The organism is Sphingopyxis sp. MC1 (assembly GCF_000371385.1).
In the GTDB taxonomy this organism is placed as follows: Bacteria; Pseudomonadota; Alphaproteobacteria; order Sphingomonadales; family Sphingomonadaceae; genus Sphingopyxis; species Sphingopyxis terrae.
Genome location: NZ_AOUN01000008.1, coordinates 263,812 through 285,347 on the forward strand (window position 1 = coordinate 263,812; position 21,536 = coordinate 285,347).

The 21,536-nt window shown below is 64.1% G+C and carries 15 protein-coding genes; 9 read left to right on the top strand and 6 right to left on the bottom strand.

Going from position 1 to position 21,536, the window contains the following annotated elements:
* The first annotated feature begins 5 nt into the window (after nucleotides 1–5).
* From EBMC1_RS12270 to EBMC1_RS12290, 5 genes are all read left to right on the top strand, one after another.
* The gene (locus EBMC1_RS12270) at nucleotides 6–1,511 is read left to right on the top strand and encodes a tryptophan halogenase family protein (protein ID WP_040590228.1); all 1,506 of its coding nucleotides are present in this window, start codon (nucleotides 6–8) and stop codon (nucleotides 1,509–1,511) included.
* Nucleotides 1,508–3,316, top strand: a complete 1,809-nt coding sequence (locus tag EBMC1_RS12275) for an alpha-amylase family glycosyl hydrolase (protein WP_003047087.1) — start codon at nucleotides 1,508–1,510, stop codon at nucleotides 3,314–3,316. Before EBMC1_RS12270 ends, EBMC1_RS12275 begins: the two co-directional genes overlap by 4 nt.
* Before the next feature lie 15 nt (nucleotides 3,317–3,331).
* On the top strand, nucleotides 3,332–4,972 hold the full coding sequence (locus EBMC1_RS12280) for an alpha-amylase family glycosyl hydrolase (RefSeq protein WP_003047089.1): 1,641 nt from the start codon (nucleotides 3,332–3,334) through the stop codon (nucleotides 4,970–4,972).
* Nucleotides 4,972–7,014, top strand: coding sequence for a glycoside hydrolase family 97 protein (locus EBMC1_RS12285; protein ID WP_003047091.1), 2,043 nt, complete (start codon nucleotides 4,972–4,974; stop codon nucleotides 7,012–7,014). Before EBMC1_RS12280 ends, EBMC1_RS12285 begins: the two co-directional genes overlap by 1 nt.
* A gap of 82 nt (nucleotides 7,015–7,096) precedes the next feature.
* Nucleotides 7,097–8,377 carry a sugar MFS transporter gene (locus EBMC1_RS12290; protein ID WP_003047094.1) on the top strand — a complete coding sequence of 427 codons (1,281 nt, stop codon included), beginning with the start codon at nucleotides 7,097–7,099 and terminating at the stop codon, nucleotides 8,375–8,377.
* A gap of 71 nt (nucleotides 8,378–8,448) precedes the next feature.
* On the opposite strand, the gene EBMC1_RS12295 is transcribed toward EBMC1_RS12290, so the two are convergent.
* On the bottom strand, nucleotides 8,449–8,757 hold the full coding sequence (locus EBMC1_RS12295) for a hypothetical protein (RefSeq protein ID WP_003047097.1): 309 nt from the start codon (nucleotides 8,755–8,757) through the stop codon (nucleotides 8,449–8,451).
* 244 nt (nucleotides 8,758–9,001) lie between these two features.
* Between EBMC1_RS12295 and EBMC1_RS12300 the strand changes: the two genes are divergently transcribed.
* Entirely contained in the window at nucleotides 9,002–10,039 is a 1,038-nt protein-coding gene (locus EBMC1_RS12300) for an IS110 family transposase (protein ID WP_003047100.1), read from the top strand.
* 384 nt (nucleotides 10,040–10,423) lie between these two features.
* Here EBMC1_RS12300 and EBMC1_RS12305 read toward each other — a convergent pair whose 3' ends face one another.
* The gene (locus tag EBMC1_RS12305; RefSeq protein WP_003047104.1) at nucleotides 10,424–11,896 is read right to left on the bottom strand and encodes a peroxidase family protein; all 1,473 of its coding nucleotides are present in this window, start codon (nucleotides 11,894–11,896) and stop codon (nucleotides 10,424–10,426) included.
* A gap of 1,246 nt (nucleotides 11,897–13,142) precedes the next feature.
* Between EBMC1_RS12305 and EBMC1_RS12315 the strand changes: the two genes are divergently transcribed.
* The 3 genes from EBMC1_RS12315 to EBMC1_RS12325 all read left to right on the top strand — a co-directional run bounded on the left by EBMC1_RS12315 (nucleotide 13,143) and on the right by EBMC1_RS12325 (nucleotide 16,054).
* Nucleotides 13,143–14,357, top strand: coding sequence for an NAD(P)/FAD-dependent oxidoreductase (locus EBMC1_RS12315; protein ID WP_003047106.1), 1,215 nt, complete (start codon nucleotides 13,143–13,145; stop codon nucleotides 14,355–14,357).
* Between the two features lie 105 nt (nucleotides 14,358–14,462).
* Nucleotides 14,463–15,446 (top strand): SDR family NAD(P)-dependent oxidoreductase, encoded by a 984-nt coding sequence (locus tag EBMC1_RS12320; RefSeq protein ID WP_003047109.1) that lies wholly within the window; start codon nucleotides 14,463–14,465, stop codon nucleotides 15,444–15,446.
* Entirely contained in the window at nucleotides 15,446–16,054 is a 609-nt protein-coding gene (locus tag EBMC1_RS12325; protein ID WP_003047113.1) for a TIGR00730 family Rossman fold protein, read from the top strand. Before EBMC1_RS12320 ends, EBMC1_RS12325 begins: the two co-directional genes overlap by 1 nt.
* A 56-nt stretch (nucleotides 16,055–16,110) precedes the next feature.
* Here EBMC1_RS12325 and EBMC1_RS12330 read toward each other — a convergent pair whose 3' ends face one another.
* The 4 genes from EBMC1_RS12330 to EBMC1_RS12345 form a co-directional block, all read right to left on the bottom strand.
* Entirely contained in the window at nucleotides 16,111–16,941 is an 831-nt protein-coding gene (locus tag EBMC1_RS12330; RefSeq protein ID WP_003047116.1) for an alpha/beta fold hydrolase, read from the bottom strand.
* A gap of 283 nt (nucleotides 16,942–17,224) precedes the next feature.
* Nucleotides 17,225–19,078 (bottom strand): PAS domain-containing sensor histidine kinase, encoded by a 1,854-nt coding sequence (locus tag EBMC1_RS12335; protein ID WP_003047119.1) that lies wholly within the window; start codon nucleotides 19,076–19,078, stop codon nucleotides 17,225–17,227.
* Complete coding sequence (locus tag EBMC1_RS12340; RefSeq protein WP_003047121.1) at nucleotides 19,075–21,108, bottom strand: ATP-binding protein; 2,034 nt, start codon at nucleotides 21,106–21,108, stop codon at nucleotides 19,075–19,077. The genes EBMC1_RS12335 and EBMC1_RS12340 overlap by 4 nt, the downstream gene beginning before the upstream one ends.
* Entirely contained in the window at nucleotides 21,105–21,485 is a 381-nt protein-coding gene (locus EBMC1_RS12345) for a response regulator transcription factor (protein ID WP_003047124.1), read from the bottom strand. The genes EBMC1_RS12340 and EBMC1_RS12345 overlap by 4 nt, the downstream gene beginning before the upstream one ends.
* Nucleotides 21,486–21,536: the final 51 nt, after the last annotated feature.

The following is a 21,536-nucleotide window of genomic DNA, read 5'->3' on the forward strand; positions in this document are numbered from 1 at the left end:
ATCTTATGTCCCCCATGCGGCTAGTTATCATCGGCGGAGGCACGGCAGGCTGGATGGCGGCCGCCTGCTTGCGCCGCTTTTTGCCGGCGGGCTGGTCGATGTCGCTCGTCGAATCGGACGAGATCGGCACCGTTGGCGTCGGCGAAGCGACGATCCCGCAGATCCGTCTGTTCAACGACGCGCTCGGAATCGACGAGGATGAGTTTCTTGCCGCGACGCAGGGCACGATCAAGCTCGGCATCGAATTCAACGGCTGGACGCGGCCCGGTCATCGCTACATGCACGCCTTCGGTGCGGTCGGGCGCGGGCTCGGCCTGCTTGAGTTCCATCAATACTGGTTGCGCGCGCGGGCGGCCGGGGTAGCCGAAACGCTCGACCATTATTCGCTCAACGAGCGGGCCGCGTACGCGCGGCGGATGCAGCGCGACGCGCCTCGCACGTCGCCGCATCTGCTCGAGATGCCCTATGCATTCCATTTCGACGCCGCGCTCTACGCTGCCTTTCTACGCCGCCGCGCTGAAGCGAGCGGTGTCGAGCGGATCGAGGGAAAAGTTGTCGATGTCCGTCTGAATGGCGAGACCGGCGATGTCACCGGCGTCGCACTCGATGACGGGCGGTCTGTCGAGGGCGACTTCTTCATCGACTGTTCGGGCTTTCGGGGCCTGCTGATCGAGGGCGCGCTCGAAACCGGATATGAGGACTGGTCGCACTGGCTTCTCAACAATCGCGCGGTGGCGGTGCCGTGCGCGCACGGCGCCACGCCGCAGCTGCCGTGGACCGGCGCGACGACGCGCGACGCGGGTTGGCAGTGGCGTATCCCGCTGCAGCACCGGATCGGCAACGGTTATGTCTATTGTTCGGACCATGTATCGGACGACGAGGCCGTCGCGACCCTGCTTGCCAATCTCGACGGACCCGCGCAGGCGGAACCGAACCGGCTGCGCTTCGTCAGCGGCAAGCGGCGCCGGATGTGGAACCGCAATGTCGTCGCGCTTGGCCTGGCCAGCGGCTTCATGGAGCCGCTCGAATCGACGAGCATCCATCTGGTGCAGGCCGGCATATCGCGGCTGCTCAAGATGTTGCCATCGGGTGCTACCGACCCCGCCGTCGCCGCCGAGTTCAACCGGCAGAGCGACTTCGAGTGGGAGCGTATCCGCGACTTCATCATCCTGCATTTCAAGGCGACCGAACGCCGCGACACCGCCTATTGGCGCGATCGGACAGAGATGCCGGTTCCCGACACGCTCGCGGCGAAGATCGAACTGTTCCGCGCCCAGGGGCTCATCTTTCGCGAGCATGAGGAGCTGTTCACCGAATCGGGCTGGCTGCAAGTGCTGGTGGGGCAGGGGGTTGCGCCGCGCGCGTGGCATCCGCTCGCCGAGGGGATCGGCGCCGACGACCTTGCGCGCTATATGGCCGGCGTTGCGGCGATGGTCGAAGCGGAGGTCGCGCAAATGGCGAGCTATGACGATTTCCTTGCGGCAACCTCGCGCGCGGCGGTGGCGGCATGATCCGCGGGCTCGCAACGCTTGCGTTGATGCTGGCGCCGCTTCCGGTGCTGGCGCAGGCCGGCCTCGCCGACGTCCGCGCGCGTCCCGCGACCGACGAAGTGATTTATTTCGTGCTGCCCGACCGGTTCGAGAATGGCGACCCGCGCAACGATCGCGGCGGGCTGACGGGCGACCGGCTCGCAACCGGTTACGATCCGTCGGCCAAGGGCTTCTATCACGGCGGCGATCTTGCCGGGCTGACCAAGCGGCTCGATTATATCCAGGGGATGGGCGCCACCGCGATCTGGTTCGCCCCTATTTTCAAGAACAAGCCGGTGCAAGGACCCAAGGGCGACGAGAGCGCTGGTTATCACGGCTATTGGGTGACCGATTTCACGCGTGTCGATCCGCACTTCGGGACCAATGACGAATTCCGGGCTTTCATCGACGCGGCGCACGCGCGCGGGATGAAGGTCTATATGGACATCATCACCAATCACACCGCCGACGTCATTCGCTACACCGAAGGCGACGGGACGGGGTACCGCTATCGCAGCCTTGCCGATTATCCCTTTTCACGGCGCGGCGGTGCCGGCGGCGCGGCGATCAATCGGGGTTTCGCCGGCGACGGTGATCGCTCGCCCGAAAACTGGGCGAAGCTGACCGATCCATCGTTCGCCTATACGCCCGTCGTGCCGAAGGGTGAGGAAAAGGCCAAGGTGCCGGCGTGGCTGAACGACCCGATCTATTATCATAATCGCGGAAACAGCGACTGGGTCGGCGAGTCTGCGCTCTATGGCGATTTTGCAGGGCTAGACGATCTCGCGACCGAGAATCCGAAGGTCGTGCAGGGCTTCATCGACATCTATGGCTGCTGGATCGACGCGTTCGGGATCGACGGATTCCGCATCGACACCGCGAAGCATGTGAACCCAGAATTCTGGCAGGCCTTCGTGCCGGCGATGCTGGCGCGGGCGAAAGCGCGGGGGATTCCGAATTTCCACATCTTCGGGGAAGTCTATAACGACGCGGTCGACCCCGGATCGCTGGCGCGCCACACGCGCGTCGCCGGATTGCCAGCGGTGCTCGACTTCAGCTTTGCGCGCGCGGTGATCGATGCGGTCGGCGGAACAACCGGAACCGCCGTGTTCGAACGGCTGTTCGATGGCGATGTGGTGTACAAGGGCGGGCCGGCCGCGGCGCTGCAGCTCCCGACCTTTCTCGGCAACCACGACATGGGCCGCTTCGCGATGTTCGTGAAGCAGGCAAACCCCGGTGCGAGCGCCGACGACCTGCTGAAGCGCGTGATGCTGGGCCATGCCATGCTGCTGACGCTGCGCGGTGTCCCGACGATCTATTATGGCGACGAGCAGGGCTTCGTGTCCGACGGGGGTGACCAGCTCGCGCGCGAGGACATGTTCGCCTCGATGGTCGACGTCTATAACGACAACGACCTGATCGGCACCGATGCGACCACCGCGTCGGCCAATTTCGACCCGGCGCATCCGCTCTACCGCGAGATCGCGGCGCTTTCGGCGATCCGCCGCAAGACGCCCGCGCTGCTGCACGGGACGACGAAGCTGCGCGCCATTTCGGAAAAGCCCGGCTTGCTCGCGGTCTCGCGGTTCGATCCGGACTCCGGCCGCGAAGTGCTACTGGCGTTCAATACGTCTGCAACGCCCGTCTCGGCCAATATTGCCATCGACATGAAAAGCGCGGCCTTTACGTCGCTCCTTGGCGACTGCCCGGCGCACGCCGCCGCACCGGGCAGCCTGTCCCTCACTCTCCCCGCCTTCGGCACCGCCATATGCCAGGCCAACGAATAAGCGGAAAAACGACGCGTGACGACGAACCATAGCCTTGCCAAACAACCGCACGCCGTCGCCGACGCCGACCTGCCGTGGTGGAAGGGCGCGGCGATCTACCAGATTTATCCGCGCAGCTTTGCCGATTCAAACGGCGACGGGATCGGCGATCTGGCCGGCATCACCGCGCGGCTCGATTATGTCGCCTCGCTGGGTGTCGATGCAATCTGGCTGTCGCCCTTCTATCCCTCGCCAATGGACGATTTCGGATACGACATTGCCGATTATTACGGCGTCGATCCGATCTTCGGGACGCTCGACGATTTCGATGCGCTCGTCGCGCGCGCGCACGCGCTGGGTCTGAAGGTGACGACCGACCTTGTCTTTGCACACACGTCGGACCGGCACGACTGGTTCGCGACCAGTCGCGCGAGCAGGGATAATGCGATGGCCGACTGGTATGTCTGGGCCGATGCGAAGCCCGACGGCTCGCCGCCGACTAATTGGCAGTCGGTGTTCGGCGGTCCGGCATGGACGTGGGACGCGCGGCGCGGCCAATATTATATGCACAATTTCCTCGGGACCCAGCCGCAGCTCAACGTCCACAATCGCGCGGTGCAGGATGCGTTGCTGGACGTGGTCCGCTTCTGGCTCGACCGCGGCGTCGACGGGTTCCGCATCGACGCGATCAATTTTGCGATGCACGATCCCGAATTGCGCGACAATCCTCCGGCGCCGCCGTCGAACAAGGTCCGCACCCGGCCGTTCGATTTTCAGCTGAAAATCCACAACCAGTCGCATCCCGACATTCCGCTGTTCCTCGAACGCATTCGCGCGCTAACCGACGAATATGGCGGCAGCTTCACCGTCGCCGAGGTTGGCGGCGACGATGCGGTGCGCGAGATGAAGCTGTTCACCGCGGGCGACCGGCGCCTGAACAGCGCCTATGGTTTCGACTTCCTCTACGCCGACCGGCTGACGCCGAAGCTCGTTCGCGAAGCTGCCGAGCAATGGCCCGACGCGCCGGGTATCGGCTGGCCGAGCTGGGCCTTCGAAAACCACGACGCGCCGCGCGCGGTGTCGCGCTGGACGCCCGCCGGCGTCGATGCCGCCGCCTATTCGCGCATGAAGATGGCGCTGCTGTGTGCGCTGCGCGGCAACATCATCATCTATAATGGCGAGGAACTGGGGCTCGATCAGGTCGATATCCCGTTCGAGATGGTCAAGGATCCCGAAGCGCTGAAGAACTGGCCGCTGACCTTGTCGCGCGACGGCGCGCGGACGCCGTTGCCGTGGGCGGGGGATGCGGCGCATGCCGGATTTTCGTCCGCCAGTCCGTGGCTGCCGCTGGGCGACGCGCACGCCGGCCTCGCGGTGGACCGGCAGGATAGCGACCCCGCGTCGCTGCTCAACCTGACGCGGCGGCTCGTCGCGCTGCGGGCAGCGCATCCCGCGCTCCGTCACGGCCGCGACGGCGGCTGGGTGGCCGAGGGCGACCTGCTGGTCTTCGACCGCGTGACCGAAGGCGAAACGATCCGCTGCCTCTTCAACCTCGGCGGAGAGGCGATCGACATTGCCGCGCAGCATCGCGGCGGAATGCCGATCGTGGCGCTCAATGGCGCCGACGCCGACACCCTGCCGCCTTGCGGTGCCCTCTGGATCCGGATCGAACATTGATGTCCATGCTTCGCCTTGCCCCGCTCGCGCTTCTCGCCGCGTCGCCCGCTTTCGCGCAGGAGGCGCCAGCGTCGGTCACCGCAACCTCGCCCGACGGTAGCCTGGTGCTGACCGTCGCGACCGACAACGATCAGCGGCCGACCTGGTCGCTGTCGCGCAAGGGGCAATTGCTGTTCGCGCCGTCGAAGCTCGGCTTCCTGCTCACCGACGGGATCGGCCTCCAGCGCGGCTTCGCGATCGAGGGCATCGAGCGCGCGAGCGCTGACGGCCGCTGGGAGCAGCCTTGGGGCGAACGCCGCTTCGTGCGCGACCACCACAACGAACTGCTCGTTCGCCTGCGCCAAAACGAAAGCTGGGGCGGCCACGCGATGAACGTCCGCTTCCGCCTGTTCGACGACGGTATCGGCTTCCGCTACGAACTCCCCGAACAGGCGGGGCTCAAGACCGCGAAGATTGCTGACGAAATCACCGAATTCGACCTGGTGCCCAAGGGCACGGCGTGGTGGATCGCGGCCGGCGAGTGGAACCGGTACGAGCAGATCTATCAAAAGACGCCGGTCGATGCCGTCGCCACCGCGCACACGCCGATGACCGTGCGGCTCGACGACGGGACGCATCTGTCGTTCCACGAGGCAGCGCTCGTCGACTATTCGGGGATGTGGTTGAAGCGCGCCGAAGGGCAGAAATTCCGCGCCACGCTGGCACCCTCGTCGAAGGGGCCGCGCGTCGTGCGCGACCTGCCGTTCGCGACGCCATGGCGCACGATCCGCATTGCGGGCAGCGCGGCGGGGCTGGTCGAAAGCGACCTCGAGCTCAATCTCAACGAACCGAACAAGCTGGGCGATGTCAGCTGGTTCAAGCCGATGAAATATGTCGGCATCTGGTGGGGCATGATCCGCGGCGATTGGACTTGGGCCGAGGGGCCGAAGCATGGCGCGACAACCGAGCGCACGAAGGCGACGATCGATTTCGCGGCGAAGCACGGCTTCGGCGGCGTCCTGGTCGAGGGCTGGAACAAAGGCTGGAACGGCAACTGGTTCGGCCACGGCGACGAGTTCAGCTTTACCGAGGCGACCCCTGATTTCGACCTGAAGGCGGTTACCGACTATGCTCGCGCCAAGCATGTCCAGCTGATCGGACACCATGAAACCGGCGGGAATATTAAGGTTTACGAGGCGCAGCTCGACGATGCGATGAAGCTGTACGGCCGGCTCGGCGTCGGGACGGTCAAGACCGGCTATGTCGCCGATGCGGGCGGCATAATCGCGCCGGGCGACACCGCCGACAGCGTTGCGATGGAGTGGCACGACGGCCAGCGCCAGGTGCAGCATCATCTGAAGGTCGTCCAGACCGCCGCCAAATATCATGTGGCGGTCGATCCGCACGAGCCGGTGAAGGACACCGGCCTTCGCCGTACCTATCCCAACTGGGTCGCACGCGAAGGCGCCCGGGGCATGGAATATAATGCCTGGAGCGCCTTCGCAAACGGCCCCGATCACGAACCGACGCTCGTCTATACGCGGATGCTGTCGGGGCCGATGGACTTCACGCCAGGGGTCCTCAGTCTCGAGGGTGCGAACCATGCGGCGCTGGCTTCGACGCTGGCGAAGCAGCTCGGCCTCTATCTCGCCATCTATTCGCCGATCCAGATGGCGGCCGATTTCCCCGAAACGCTGGAGAAGTTTCCGCGCGAGCTCGATTTCATCTCGAAAGTGCCGGCCGACTGGTCGGAAAGCCACCTGATCGCGGGCGAGGTCGGGGATTATGCTATTTTCGCGCGCAAGGACCGCAACAGTGCTGACTGGTATGTTGGCGGCGTCAACGATGCGACGGCGCGGACGTTGACGCTGCGCTTCGACTTTCTGGAACCGGGCAGAACCTACGTCGCGACGATTTATGAGGACGGCGACGGCGCCACTTATCTGACCGAAGCGCGGCACAGCATCGCATACGACAGTATCAAGGTGAAAAAGGGTGATAGCTATACCCTGTGGCTCGCGCCCGGCGGCGGCGCCGCCATGCGCCTTGCCGCGGGTAAATGATACGCGTCCTGATTATGGCCGACCCTACGGATCGCGATAACGACATCACCTATCGTCGATAGGACTATTTTGGAGAAGCAGGATGGCCCATACGCCCGCCCCAACCAGCGCCGGGGATGCAAGAACGGAAGCTTATGTCGACGCACCGGAGCTGCGGCTGTTCGTCATGGGGCTGTTCTTCATCTTCGGGGGGATCACGTCTCTGAACGACGTGATTATTCCGAAGCTGAAGGAGCTATTCACTCTCAACTACACGCAGGCAATGCTCGTACAGTTCTGCTTCTTCACCGCCTATTTGCTCATCGGGATACCGGGGGCGAAGCTTGTCAAGAAGATCGGCTATATGCGCGGTGCGGTCGCGGGCCTGCTTACGATGATGGTAGGCTGTCTCCTGTTCATTCCAGCATCGCAGAATGCGACCTATGGCCTGTTCCTGCTTGCGCTGTTTGTCCTCGCGAGCGGGGTGGTTATCGTGCAGGTCGTCGCCAATCCGCTGATCTCGCTGCTTGGTAAGCCTGAGACAGCGCACAGCCGCCTGACCTTCGCACAGGCGTTCAACTCGCTGGGTACCACGCTGTTCCCGGTCGCAGGGTCGACGCTTATCCTCGGCGGTCTGGCAAAGGTGAGCGCCGATCAGCTATCGGGCGCCGAGCTCGACGCCTATCGCACTTCCGAAAGCCTCGCGATTGTGCATGGCTATCTCGGCATTTCGGTCGCGCTTGCGGTCGTGGCGGCGACCGTGTGGATGTTCCGCGATCGCCTGAAGGGCGAGCGGCATGAGGCGAGTGCCGCGCTTGCGGGTTTTGACCTGCTGAGGCGTCCGCGTTTCGGCTTCGGCGCTCTCTGCATCTTCCTCTATGTTGGCGCCGAAGTGTCGATCGGGTCGTTGATCGTCAGCTACCTGATGCAGGGGCACGTCCTGGCCCTTCAGGAACAGGCAGCGGGCAAGCTCATCGGACTCTATTGGGGCGGCGCGATGGTTGGGCGTTTCATCGGATCGGCAGTGATGCGCGTCATCAGTCCGGGCAAGCTGCTCGCCTGGGTCGCGGTCGGCGCGATCGCGCTGATCCTTGTCTCCACCAGCACGACCGGCGCTCTGTCGGGCTACAGCCTGCTCGCCATAGGCCTGATGAACGCGATCATGTTCCCGACGATCTTCAGCCTCGCCTCCGAAAAGCTCGGTCCCCGCGCCGCCGACGGGTCAGGGATCATCAATATCGCGATCTTTGGAGGTGCCGTGGTCCCGCTCGCGACCGGTGCAATCGCGGACCTCACCGGGCATCTTGGGCTCGCGCTCCTCCTTCCCGCCGCTTGCTATGCCGTCATCGCTGCCTTCGGCCACTATGCTCGGCGGCCGGCATGACGGCATCGCATTTGCCGGGGCAAAAGCTGCCTGTCCGAAATCGGCCATTTTAATGGGGGATGGAGAGCGGATCAGATAACGCGCGGCCTTGATCCGGTGGACGACAGAAATATCGAGAGCATTGTCAGCCCGCGGCGCAAGCCCGATGCCTCAATCGTTCCGCCAAGCGACACGCGCAGCGCCGGGGCGCTTGTATAGCTGGGTGAAAAGCTGTCCGCCGGTATCGCGGTCATGCCCGCGCCGGCGAGCGCGCCGCTGACCTGCGCCGCGTTGCCGCCGGCGCCAAGCGATACCCAAAGATGATAGCCGCAGGGATGACTGGCATAGCTGGTGCGCGGCAGGATCTCTGCGGCAATCGCCAGGCGCTCGTCCGCTTTCAACGTTGTCGTGGTTGGATTGTCATTCGTAGGCACAAGGTAAAGCGCGGCAACCTTGGTTCTTCGGCAAAGGGCTTCAAGGTCCGGCGCCTCGATATCCCGAGAGCGAGCGCTCTGACTCATGGCGGAACGTCCGATCTCTCTGTTTGGCCCCCAAAAGCGGATGAGGTGGATGGCTCCCGCTCACGGCATCTAGGTGCCAAGATGGGTTGCTGTCATGCAAACCCGAGCAGAGGAGCCATCCGCCATGGAGATTACCACGATCGGCCTCGATCTGGCCAAGAATGTTTTTCAGGTTCACGCAGTTGATGCAGCGGGCGATGTCGTAGTGCAAAAGACGCTTCGCCGTGCTCAGCTTCTGCCCTTCTTTACGAAGGCGGGGCCGTGCCTTGTTGGCATCGAGGCCTGCGGCACGTCGCATCATTGGGCGCGCGAGCTGACCGCTCTGGGGCACGAGGTGCGGCTCATGCCGCCTGCTTACGTCAAGCCTTACGTGAAGCGCGGGAAGAACGATGCTGTCGATGCGGAAGCAATCTGTGAAGCGGTCACGCGGCCGACGATGCGCTTCGTTGCGGTGAAGTCGCGTGAGCAGCAGGCGACACTGGCGCTGCATCGAAGCCGCAGCCTGCTCGTCGGTCAGCGAACGCAGCTGATAAACATGATCCGAAGTCTGCTCGCCGAATTTGGGATCGTCATTCCGGAAGGGCGGGATCGCGCGCTGATCATGGCACGGCAGATCGTCGACAGCGAGCGCACGCCGGAGGTGCCGGACGACGCAGCAATGATCGTAGCGATGCTCTCGCAGCAAGCGCTCGACATCCATGCGCGACTTCACGCGATCGAACTTCGGCTGGCAGCACTCCAGCGTAGCGATGAGGTCGCGCAGCGTCTCTCGACGATCCCTGGTATCGGCCCGGTCGGCGCAACGGATTTGGCTGCGTCGGTCAGCGATCCTCACCAGTTCCGTTCTGGCCGGCAGTTCGCCGCCTGGCTCGGGCTCACGCCGCTGCAAAAGTCGAGCGGCGGGAAGGAACGGCTAGGGCGGATCAGCAAGATGGGGGACAAATATCTGCGCCGGCTGCTGGTCATAGGCGCGACCTCGTTGGTCCGCCGCGCGAAATACAAGCCTGACACGGCAGATCCGCGGCTCGTCGCCCTGTTGGCCCGCAAGCCCGTGAGGGTCGCGACGGTCGCCATGGCGAACAAGATGGCCCGGATCGCTTGGGCGCTCATGACGCGCGGGCAAGTTTATCAGCGCCATCATGGCCCGATGTTGGAAGGATAATAGAAGGAGCTTGGCTGAGGAGATCAGCTTTACGATGTTGTAAGCGCGATGCGATGTGATGGCGATACCGGTCAGACCGGGAGCCGGGACAACCCATGGACTGTCAAAGGCGTCATAGCCTGAAAAGCCGATCGGGACCCGGTTCGCGGACTCCATCAGGGCCAGCAGTCCCTACCGACTGCATCAACAGGCCGGACAGACGACTGCAACCGACCAAAACGCCGATCATCAATTTATGCTTGCAACGCGGGAGCCATCCACAGAGGACAGTCGCAATCGGCCAGTCGCATCCGTCCCGCGCATTTCCTTTTAGCTCGTTCTGCGGATCCTGTGCCTGTCCGCATTCCGCGCCCCGATTTGGAGGCGCGGAGGGGGAGGCCTGGGTCAGAAGGTCAGGAGGTCAAGTAGAGTGAACACACCATTCGGGCCGAGTTTGTCGGCGGCGAGGATGGGCGACCAAGCGCGGTTGCTTCCGAGATAGGCACGGTCGTCGAGTTCGAGCAGGCCGATCAAGGTTTCGGCGACGATGCGACCGCCGACCGGACCGAGCCCCTCGCCCTTGTCGAAATTGCCGGAACTCGTTTCGCGGCCGATTTCCGCTGCCTCGACCAGGATATAGAGCCATAGCGGGGTGCCGCCGGCCAGCGTCGCCGCCGGCGTTGCGGCGCCAGCGAGCGTCTGAGCCTTGTTCGTCACCTTGGCGATCTCGTTCGCCGGTCGCTCGCACGCCTCGGCGATATGCTCGCCCGATGGCAGGCGGAAGGCCTGGCCGCGCAGCAGATTGCGCAGCGCCAGCGATTTGACGTCGCCGGCGCCGACGAACGGCAGGTCAAGCAGATTGGCCGCAAGCTTTGTATCGAGCTTGTCGGCGCGATCGACGGTCGCGTTGCTGAGATCGAGCACTTGCGGCCATTCGACCACCCCCTTGAGATCACCGAGCGGCTGAAAGCCGAAACCGAGAGTGGCGCCGAACACTTCGAGCGCCGGCTTGCCCGCCTGAATCTGGATACGCTGAGGGATCATCGAGTGGCCGAAGCGGAAGCCGGCGACGGCGAATTCGACCGGGATAAACGGATCGGGACCTGCGTCGGCGCCGAACGGGCAATCGTCGGGCCGGTAGATCTTGCGCCCATTGGCGAGGATGTCGGCGATCAGCGGCGCGCCGACCATCGCGCGGAGAAAATCGTTCACCACCACCCAGTGATAATGCCAGGTGACGATGCGGCGGCATTCGTCGAACAGGTTGCGTCCGGTCAGCCCCTTGGAATGAAGGGTGTCGGCGACGCGATTGTGGAAGCGGATAAAGCCGAGCTGTAACTGCGAGATGATGCGGTTTTCGTCGTTGCGCGGATCGCCGATTATCGCGCGGCCGTGAGCCGAGCGCGCGAGGTCCTGTTGCTGGAGCGCGGTGGCTCCGGGGGCGTCGGCGCCGACCAGGATCTTGATGCCGTTGAACTCGCTGCCCGCTCCGCCCGCGGCGACATTGTGATAGAGATAAGGCGAACCGTCGGGGCCGTCGGCATAGATATTGTCGAGGTCGAGGGTCGGTGTTCGGAAATTGACCGTCGATTCGGCCGCATCGAGCCGCGCAAAGCTGCTGGTAAGGTCGAGGGTGATGTCATGGTCCACGAACTGGCCGAAAAATATATGCCCGACGGGGACACTCGTGGTCTTTTTCGCGGGGCCGGTCGATTTCATCGGGCCGTCTTTGTCGGCGATCGCGGCGAGGTCGCGCGGGTCGATATAGAGCGGCGGGGCGTGGGGGAACATGCGGCCGAACCGGTCACTGCGGTTGACGCTGTGAGTGCACAAATAATGGAGGCCGGTGAAATTTTTGAGTCCGTGATGCGTGGGCATGACTTCTCCTTCCCCCACAGAAAGGTCCTGCGGGCAGTATGAGCGGTTGGGACTTTGGCAGGCGCGCCAGTGCACTAAGCCCGCGCGACTTGGCGGCGGGACGGCACCATGCAGCATGATCTTTTTGGCAAACCCTGACGAAGACGCTAGGCTCTGGCCGCGCGGCCCGATAGCATCAAAGCGCCATAGACTGGCGCGTTCGTCGCGCGGTGTGCACAACTTGGCAGGTAAAGGCGGGGTTAGGGACGAGGGCACCAATAGCGCCGCGTTCTAAGGAGATTCGATGATGCGTGGGATTGTGGCGGCATAGACGGCCGCCGGAAGAGGGTAATTGCGCCCGCTTCTATGCCGACCACCGCATCAAGCTGCGGACCACCCAGCTCGATGCGGTAGTTTTTTGGCATTGTGGGGCCCTCGGCATCTTTAGGGCAGCAGCAGAAATCTCACGCGAGTAAAAATGTCGTATCGTTTCTCTTTAACCATGAACGGCTGCTTTCCCACCCACGCTAATCGCAAGCGGCCTTTCTGCTGCCGGCCATTGATCCCCGTGCTCCGGGCGCTGCTTGCCAAGACAAGCGTTGACCCCATATTTTCGCACAGGGTCATTAGGCCATTGAGTAGAATGGTCGAAAATCATTCCTGAACGCAATCTGCCATCGAAACATCGAGGCAGAAATCATGCGAGGCCACCCCCCAACCCTTTCACGCATTCTCTGGAACAGCGTTCGGAGAAATATCTTCCTGTCGGCGCAATCGAGCGCCCGACTTTCTCAGCTGTTCGCATTCGGAGGGTGCCTATGGGCTTCGGTAAATTTGCCGCTTGCGCAATGCGCCAGCGTTATCGCCTTCGCAGTATTTGCGGTGCGCTCGGGCAGTGGGGTTCGAAGGGCGCCTTTGCTGGCAGGTGCTTATATTCGCAACGCACCGTCCCAGATATTCGAAACCGTGGTCACGCTCGTGGCCCTTGCGATGCGCCTGTCTCCTCTTGAACGCGACCTTGTCGCGGCGAGCTTGCTGAACCTTCTGTATCGATTCTGAAGGTCGGTGCCGCCAGCCCGCCAACTTGATGGGTGCGACATTCCGTCACCTCGCCCTGTCCCAAGGAATAGGTCTGCCTCGCCATCGGCCTGAAGCCGCTAGCCCCTTGCACGATAGGCGAGGGCCGGGCGGTCCGCGATGCTCGGGCCGATCCTCCCCGCGCCCGCTTCAGCGGGTCGGAGGAGGCCCAATCAGCAAGGAGAGTCCCGTGGCACAGAAAATTGTCATTATCGGAGCCGGTTTCGCCGGACTGCTGGCCGCCCTTTCGGCGGCGCGGCTGCGTGATGAGAAGGGCGTCTCGCCCGCGGATTTGACCATCACCGTCGTCGCGCCCGAACCCGCGCTGATCGTCAGGCCGCGCCTCTATGAACGCAATCCCGCGTCGATGACGGCGCCCCTCGGCGAGCTGTTCGCCGCGACCGACATCGATTATCGTGCCGGATGGGTCGACGAGATCGATGCGGGGAAGGGCGTCATCAGTCTAACGGGCGTGGACGGCTCGGCCGAAATGCTGCCCTATGATCGTCTGGTTGTCGCGGCGGGAAGCCACGGATTTCAACCCCCGATCCCGGGCCTCGCAGACTTTGGTCACAGCGTAAACGAGCGCGATGCCGCAGTTGCGCTCGATCGACACCTGCAGGCGCTTGCTGAACGTCCCTATTCCTCGGCGCGCAATACGGTAGTCGTCGTCGGCGGCGGCTTCACGGGGATCGAGGTCGCGACCGAAATGCCCGACCGACTGCGCGAAATTCTCGGGCAGGACACCCCGGTGCGCGTGGTGATCGTCGAGCAGGGGCCGTGCATCGCGCACGACATGGGCGACGAACCGCGTCCCTATATCGAGGCACGGCTGCGCGAGCTCGGTATCGAGACGATCGTCGGATCGGGGGTTTCCGGCCTCGACGAAGGCGGTGTCACGCTCGACAATGGCGCGCGGATCGAGACCGACACAGTGATCTGGTCGGCAGGTATGCGCGCCTCGCCCTTGACCGCTCAGTTGCCGGGCGAGCGCGACAATCTCGGCCGCGTCATCGTCGATCCCGATCTGCGGGTGCCCGGAGCGCCGCTTATCTTCGCCACAGGCGATACCGCAAAGGCTGCAACCGACGACAAAGGCAATTTTTCGCTGATGTCGTGCCAGCACGCGCGTCGCCTGGGCGCCTTCGCCGGGCACAACGCGGCAGCCGACCTGCTGGGCGAAACGACCCTGCCCTATGACCAGCCATCCTATGTCGTGTGCCTCGATCTCGGTCCCGATGCCGCGATCTTCACCCGCGGATGGTCGCCCCGGACCGTCGAGATCACCGGACCCGAGGCCAAGAAGGTCAAGATGGAGGTCAATACGGTGTGGATATATCCCCCTGCGGCGGAGCGCGAGGCCGCATTCCAGAATGCCTTCGAGGCGCGCACGGTCGATTTCTGAGAGGAGGCCGCTTGGCTTCTGACGGCGCCGAAGCCTTTCTTCGACCAACATCCTTCCGGCGGGCCGCATAGCGGCCCGCCGTTCCCTATCGAACAGGAGCTTCCCATGACGGCTTTGCAATTTCCGCTCGATACGCCCTTCGGCCCCTTCACCACCGCCGCCGACGTCGCCGATGGTGTCGATCTGTCGGGGAAGACCGCGATCGTCACCGGCGGCGCATCGAATCTGGGTTTTGAGACGGTCAAGATTCTCGCATCAAAAGGCGCCCATGTCATCGTGCCCGCGCGCGATGCGGGCGCGGCCCGGCAAGCCTTCCATCATATTCCGAAGGTCGAAGTCGCCGCGATGGATCTTCTCGACCCGTCGTCGATCGCGGAATTCGCGTCGGGCTTTCTGGAGAGCGGGCGTGGGCTCGATCTCCTGATCCTGAGCGCTGGAGTCATGGCGACCCCGCTGTTCCGCGATGCCTCTGGCCGGGAAGGCCAGTTCGCGGTCAACCATCTCGGTCATTTCCGTCTTGCAGCGGCGCTGTGGCCGCGGCTTCGAAGCGCAGCCGGCGGCGCGCGTGTGGTCGTCCTGTCGTCGCGCGCGCACCAACTTGGCGGACTCGACCTGTCCGATCTCGATTTCCGGCACCGCGCCTACGACAAATGGTTGGCGTACGGCCAGGCCAAAACGGCAAACGCCCTCTTCGCCGTCGCGCTCGACGCGCGCGGCGCCGAGCACGGCATTCGCGCCTTTTCCGTCCATCCCGGTTCGATACTGGGACCGCTTGCGCGTCACTTGAGCCGGGAGGAGATTGAGCAGTTCGGCGCGGTGCATCCGGACGGCACGGCCGTTGTCGATCCGCGGCGCGACCTCAAGAGTCCGCAGCAAGGCGCCGCCACGACGATCTGGTGCGCCACGTCGCCCGCTCTGGCGAGTTTCGGCGGAGTCTATTGCGAAGACTGCGACATTGCCTTCATCGAGGCGGACGGCGAACTCGGCGGGCCTGGTGTGCGTCCTTTCGCCATCGACCCCGACACAGCCGAAGCGCTGTGGCACGAAAGCGCCCGGTTGCTCGATATCCGTCAGCCCGGATATTGCTGATGAGCCCCGCGCCCAAGCAGGAGACGTCGCGCCGGCTTTGCGTTTTTTCGGGATCGAGCACCGGAATCTCGCCGGCCTATGAATGCGCTGCGCGGCGCCTTGGCGAGCAGCTGGCACGGAGCGGCATCGACCTGGTCTATGGCGGCGCGGCTGTCGGCCTGATGGGCGCCGTCGCCGATGCCGTGCTGGCTGGCGGTGGCCGGGTCATTGGTGTCATCCCGCAGGCGCTGGTAGAAAAGGAGGTCGCGCACCTCGGGTTGACCGAGCTGCGCATCGTAGGCTCGATGCATGAGCGCAAGGCGCTGATGGCGGATCTGTCGGATGGCTTTATCGCGCTGCCGGGCGGGATAGGCACGCTCGAGGAACTGTTCGAGGTCTGGACCTGGGCGCAGCTTGGGACCCATGCGAAGCCGTGCGCTCTGCTCAGCGGCCTTGGCTTTTACGACCGGCTGCTGACCTTCCTCGATCATGTCGTCGGACAGGGCTTTCTGAAGCCCGTTCACCGCGAGATGCTGATCGTCGAGGACGATCCGGCATGTCTGTTGCAGGCGATGGCGCGATATCGTGCGCCGGCAGCCAGCAAGTGGGTAGGCCGCCCCGACAGATAACTGGATCGCCGCAATGGAACCGGGACGGACACCGCGATCCGTCCCGGCCGTTCGCATCAGCTCCGGATGAAGGCCAAGATATCCTTGTTGATCACATCGGCGTGGGTCGCCGCCATGCCGTGCGGAAAGCCTTCATAGGCCTTCAGCGTGCCATTCGCGAGCAACTTCGCCGAAAGCGGCGCGGAGTCGGCGAACGGCACGACCTGATCGTCGGTGCCGTGCATGACGAGCGTCGGCACCGCAATCTTCTTCAGATCTTCGGTGAAGTCGGTTTCGGAAAAAGCCTTGATGCAGTCGTAGTGCGCCTTGGCGCTCCCGACCATGCCCTGCCGCCACCAATTCTGGATCAGGCCCTGGCTGACCTTCGCACCATCGCGGTTGAAGCCATAGAAGGGACCCGAGGCGACATCGAGATAGAATTGCGACCGGTCCTCGGCGAGTGCCGTGCGAAACCCGTCGAACACCTCGATCGGAAGGCCGCCGGGGTTGCTGGCCTTCTTGACCATGACCGGCGGAACCGCGCCGACGAGGATCAGCTTCGCGATCGTTCCGGCTTTGGCGCGTGCGGCATAATGCGCAGCTTCGCCGCCGCCGGTCGAATGGCCGATGTGCACCGCACCCTTGAGATCGAGCGAAGCGACCAGCGCCGCGACGTCGGCGGCATAGGTGTCCATCTCGTTGCCGTGATCGGTCTGCGTCGAGCGGCCGTGACCACGCCGGTCGTGGGCAATCACGCGGTAGCCCTGAGAGAGGAAGAAGAGCAGCTGGTTGTCCCACTCGTCGGCCGTGAGCGGCCAGCCGTGATGGAAGACGAGCGGCTGCGCATCGCGCGGCCCCCAGTCCTTGTAGAAAATCTGCGCGCCGTCACTGGCAGTAATATAAGTCATGGGATCGGCTCCTTTGTGAGCTTTCGGAGGGATTGTGCCAAGGCTGACAGCCGACCAGCCCAGGCCGCCTGCAAGCGTCGCCGCGCCACCGGCGGCGACGAGCGCCCGGCGACCGATCATGAAATCCTGAAGTATGGGCATGCTGTGATCCTTCGCGTCGAACCGATGCCGTATACGGGATGCCCGGGACGGGATCGGCCCACTTGGGATAAGGATTTCGGGCGGCAGCGCGATTATACGGGGGATGCGCCGCGACTATGCCAAGGTCGAGACAGGTTGGCGACTAGTCCTCGCCGCCCTTCGCTATTGGAAGGGTGAAAGTGAAGCGCGCGCCCGTGGGTTCGACGTTGTTGGCTTGGAGTGGGCCGCCGTGCGCTTCGACGATCGAGCGGCAGATGGCGAGACCCATTCCCATGCCGTGCACCTTGGTCGTGAAGAAGGCTTCCAACGCGTGATCGGGGTCGGCAAGGCCTGGCCCCGTGTCGGTGATATCGATCCGTATGCGATCGCGCTCAACGGCTCCTTCCAGCCGTAACTTTCGGCTGCCCTCCGGGCTCGCAGCCATTGCTTCGATCGCGTTGCGCAGGATGTTGACGAGAACCTGCTGGATCTGGACGGCATCGATCGCGACGGGTGGAAGCCCGGAGGCGAGCCGAATGTCGAGCGATGTTCGACTTTGCGCGAAGGGCTTGGCGAGAAGGTCTCGCACTTCGCCGACCAGCGCGCCGAGGTCGGTGGATCGGCGCGGACCGGCGCTCTTTTGGAAAAGGGCACGGATGTGGCTGACGATGTCGGCTGCGGATTCGGCGCTTCGCACGATCCGGTCAACGATGCCCCGCGCGCGGGCGATGTTCGGCTCGTCGCCGGCCAGCCACCGCTGGCAAGCCTGGGCGTTGGTCATAATGGCGGCGAGCGGCTGGTTGACCTCATGCGCGATCGATGCCGAGAGCTCGGCGAGGCTCGCCGCCTCGCCGGCTTTCGCGAGTTTATCCTGCGCTTGCCGGAGCTCATCCTGCGCCCGGATCTGGTCGTGGATATCGAGACAAACGCCGTTCCACTGCACGATTTCGCCAGCTTCGTCGCGCATGGCGGCGAGCCGCGTCTCGACCCAGCGAAACATTCCGTCGAAGCGGCGCTGCCGATGGGTGAGCGCATAGGGCTCGCCCGTGCGCAGCGAATGATCGAGACGCTCATTTACGCGGTCGAGATCGTCGGGATGGATGATGGCGCCCAACAGGCTTTGCAATCGCGGAACATCGGGTTCGTCCTTCGCCGCGACGTCGAAGCCGAGGAATTCGCGCATGTGGCGGCTGAAGTAGATCGGCCGGCCCGAGGGCGTCATGCACCAGATAAGAGCGGGCGCAGTCTCGAGCAGTTCGCGCAGGGAGCGCTCGCTCTCGTGCAGGGCGGCGTCGGTTCGGCGGAAAACGTCGACGTCGAAACCCGTGCCGTACCAACCCGTAACGCGGCCGTCGTCGGCGCGTGCAGGGCGGATCGCAAAGCGGTGCCAAACATATTCGCCGGTTGCCCGCAGCACGCGATATTCGTAGTTGAACGGTGTTCCGCTGCGCATGCAGCGGCGCAGCTCGGCAGAAGCGCCGTCATAGTCTGCCGGATGCACGCCCCTCTTCCAGCCAAGGTCACCGCCGTCGAGGAAAGCCGCATCGCTCAGCGGCTCGTTGAAATCGTCCAATGTCATCGCAAGCGATGTCTGGGCCATGGGGGTCGCATAGGTGAAGCGTCCCTCAGCGTCGAAGGCGAACGCAGAGCCGTAGACGTCTTCGATGATCTTCGCGGCGTTTACCGCATCGCCGGTTTCCCCGAGCGAGGTGGCGAGCGCCCAGTCTTCGTGCGGGTCGTGAACCAAGGGGCGTACGGTGACATTGGAGGAATAGACAGGTTCGGCACGATATTTGTGCCATCGCCATCCGTGCCTTGACGAGCGCTGGCGGTAGCTGACGACCTGCGGCACGCCGCTGCAAAAGGCGCGTGCTTCAGCCTGCGCAATGGCTTGGCGGTCTCCGGGATGAATTGCCTCGTCCGCATGGATATGGGTATCGGCATGGCGCCGCCACGCAAGCGCGCCCATCGCAACGCCGATTGCCAGACCGGCGAACAGGCCAGCCGGCTCGATCATGATGTCTGACGCGCGGGCGGCAAGCGAACGCGAAATTCCGCGCCGCCCTCTGGATGGTTGGAGGCTGACACTCCGCCGCCGTGCGCCGCGACGATCGATCGGCAGATTGCGAGGCCGATTCCCATCCCTTGCGGCTTCGTAGTGAAGAAGCCGTCGAAGATTTGGCCGAGATGGTCAGGGTCGATCCCCGGTCCCCGGTCGCGCAAAGTGAACACGGCTTCGCCTTTTGAGCCTGCCGTCGTTGCAATATGGATTTCCCTGTCGGCCTCGCACGATGCCTCGACCGCCTGCGCCGCATTGATCAGCAGGTTGACGATGACTTGTTGGAGCTGGATGCGATCGCCGACGATTTTCGGAACGCGGCGTGCATAGGATGTCGTCACGCGAATGCCGCGTGTTTCGATCTCGTGGCGGACGAAGAGGAGGCTTTCCTGCACGACGTCGTTGAGCGCGATCGGTACCGGTTCGGGTGCCTGCTTGACGGCCATGCTGCGAATGCGGCGGACGATATCGTCGGCGCGGCGCGCGCTCGTCGCGATCCGCGTTGTCAGCTGCGCGACCTTGCCGATGTCGGGTTCGTCGCGCGCCAGCCAGCGAAGGCTCGTCTCGGCATTCGTCATGATTGCCGCTAGCGGCTGATTGACTTCATGGGCAATCGAACTGGTCAGCTCGCCGAGGGTCGAGATGCGCGCGGCGTGGCTAAAATCGGCCTGGAGTTGCCTGAGTTCGGTCTCGATGCGGAGACGTTCCGTCACATCTTCGAGGCTGAAAATCGTGGTATCGAGTTCGAGCAGCGGTTCGGGATAGGTAACCGAAAAGCGGACGTCGAGCAGGCGACCGTCAAGCGCGCGTATCTTCATATATTCACTGTAATTCTTGCGCCCGCTGAATCGCCCGATCATGACGCGGCGCAGCGAGTCCGGACTTTCGGCGAACAGATATCCGACAGGCCGGATTAAGTCCTGTACGCTCGCACCGCCGACGAGTTCGATCGCGCATCGGTTGACGTCGGTGACCGGAACGCTCGCCGCTGCGAATTCGAGGAGTTCAGGGTGATCGTCGAGATGTCCTGCAAAGTCGGTGACACCGCGCGAGCGCAACTCGGCGTATATCTTGCCCATGTGGCTCGCATCGACCTGCCAGAGCGCGACCGGCATATAGTGAATGAGCTTGCGGTAGCGCGCCTCGCTGGCGCGCAGATAGAGGTAGGATCGATCGTCGTCGGCCAGGCCGTCGACGGCAACGAATAACCGGTCCGGTCGATCGTCGCCCGCGCGCCACACGGTAACGAGCGGATCGCGCAGGATGCCGTCGGAGGCAAGGCGGCGCTGGACGCTGCGGCACTCGCGGTCGGCGCGTGCCTCGAGGATGAGATCAGCAAGGATCGTCCGACTTTCGAGAGGCCAGAAAGCCGCGACCGACTGCCCGGCCATCAGGGCCGGCCCGCGGTTGCCGCCAACCAGTCTCGCAGTCCGATCGTTGACCTCGACGATCCGTGCGGCATTGACGAGCCCGTGGAGAAGCCCATCGCGCTCGGACGTGTCGGCGCTGGGCGCGCGGGGGGCGAGACGAGCGAGGATGTCGGCGGCGGGCGCGACGTCGATTTCCCAACTCGCCGCCATCGACCGATCCGGGACTGCGTCGTCCGCTCCCGTCCAGCCTGGTGCCACGGGCTCCGCGCGGGCATATTCGACAACGTCGCGCAGCGTTCCGGCGGCGTGGTAACGCAGATGCCGCCGGACCCTTGCGACCCGCACGTCGCCGTCGCGCGTGCGGCGCCGAATACGTCCCTCCCACGCGCCTTCCTGAAGCAATTGCGACCAAGCGTTCGCCTCGTCGCCTGGCGCGGGCGACAGCTGGGCGCCATCGGTCCCGCAAACGGCGAGTGCGGGCCAGCCGAACAGGCGTTCGGCGGCCGGGTTCCAATAGCGTATGATCCCGGCGGGATCGAGGATGACGATGCTCTCCGATGCGAGTTCCGCGATGCCCTCCACATCGCTCTCAAGCGGGTCGAGCAGGGTCGCCGTCACCGCTTTGAGCTCGAACCTGAACTCGCGATTGCCTGCGCGAGCGCTCCCAGCAGATGCTCGTCGGTGACGGGCTTGGTGAGCCACGCGCGGGCACCGATCGCGAGGGCATGGGACCGTGTCGCGTCGTCGAGCACCGACGACAGCACGATCACCGGCAATTCTGCGCGCTCGTCGCGCAATCGTTCGATCAGATCGATGCCTGACATGCCCGGCATGCGAATGTCGGTCACAAGGCAATCGAATTGACGGACGCGGCGCGCCGCAAGAAACTCGGCAGCGCCCTCGAAACATTCGCAGGCGAGCCCCGAGACCATCAGAAGGTCGCCCAGGGCTTCGCGAACGGCCTCGTCATCGTCCACGATCGCGACGGTCGGCATATGGGACAAGCGGCGGCATCCTCTTTCACGCGGCCTCGCTGGCCGATAGGG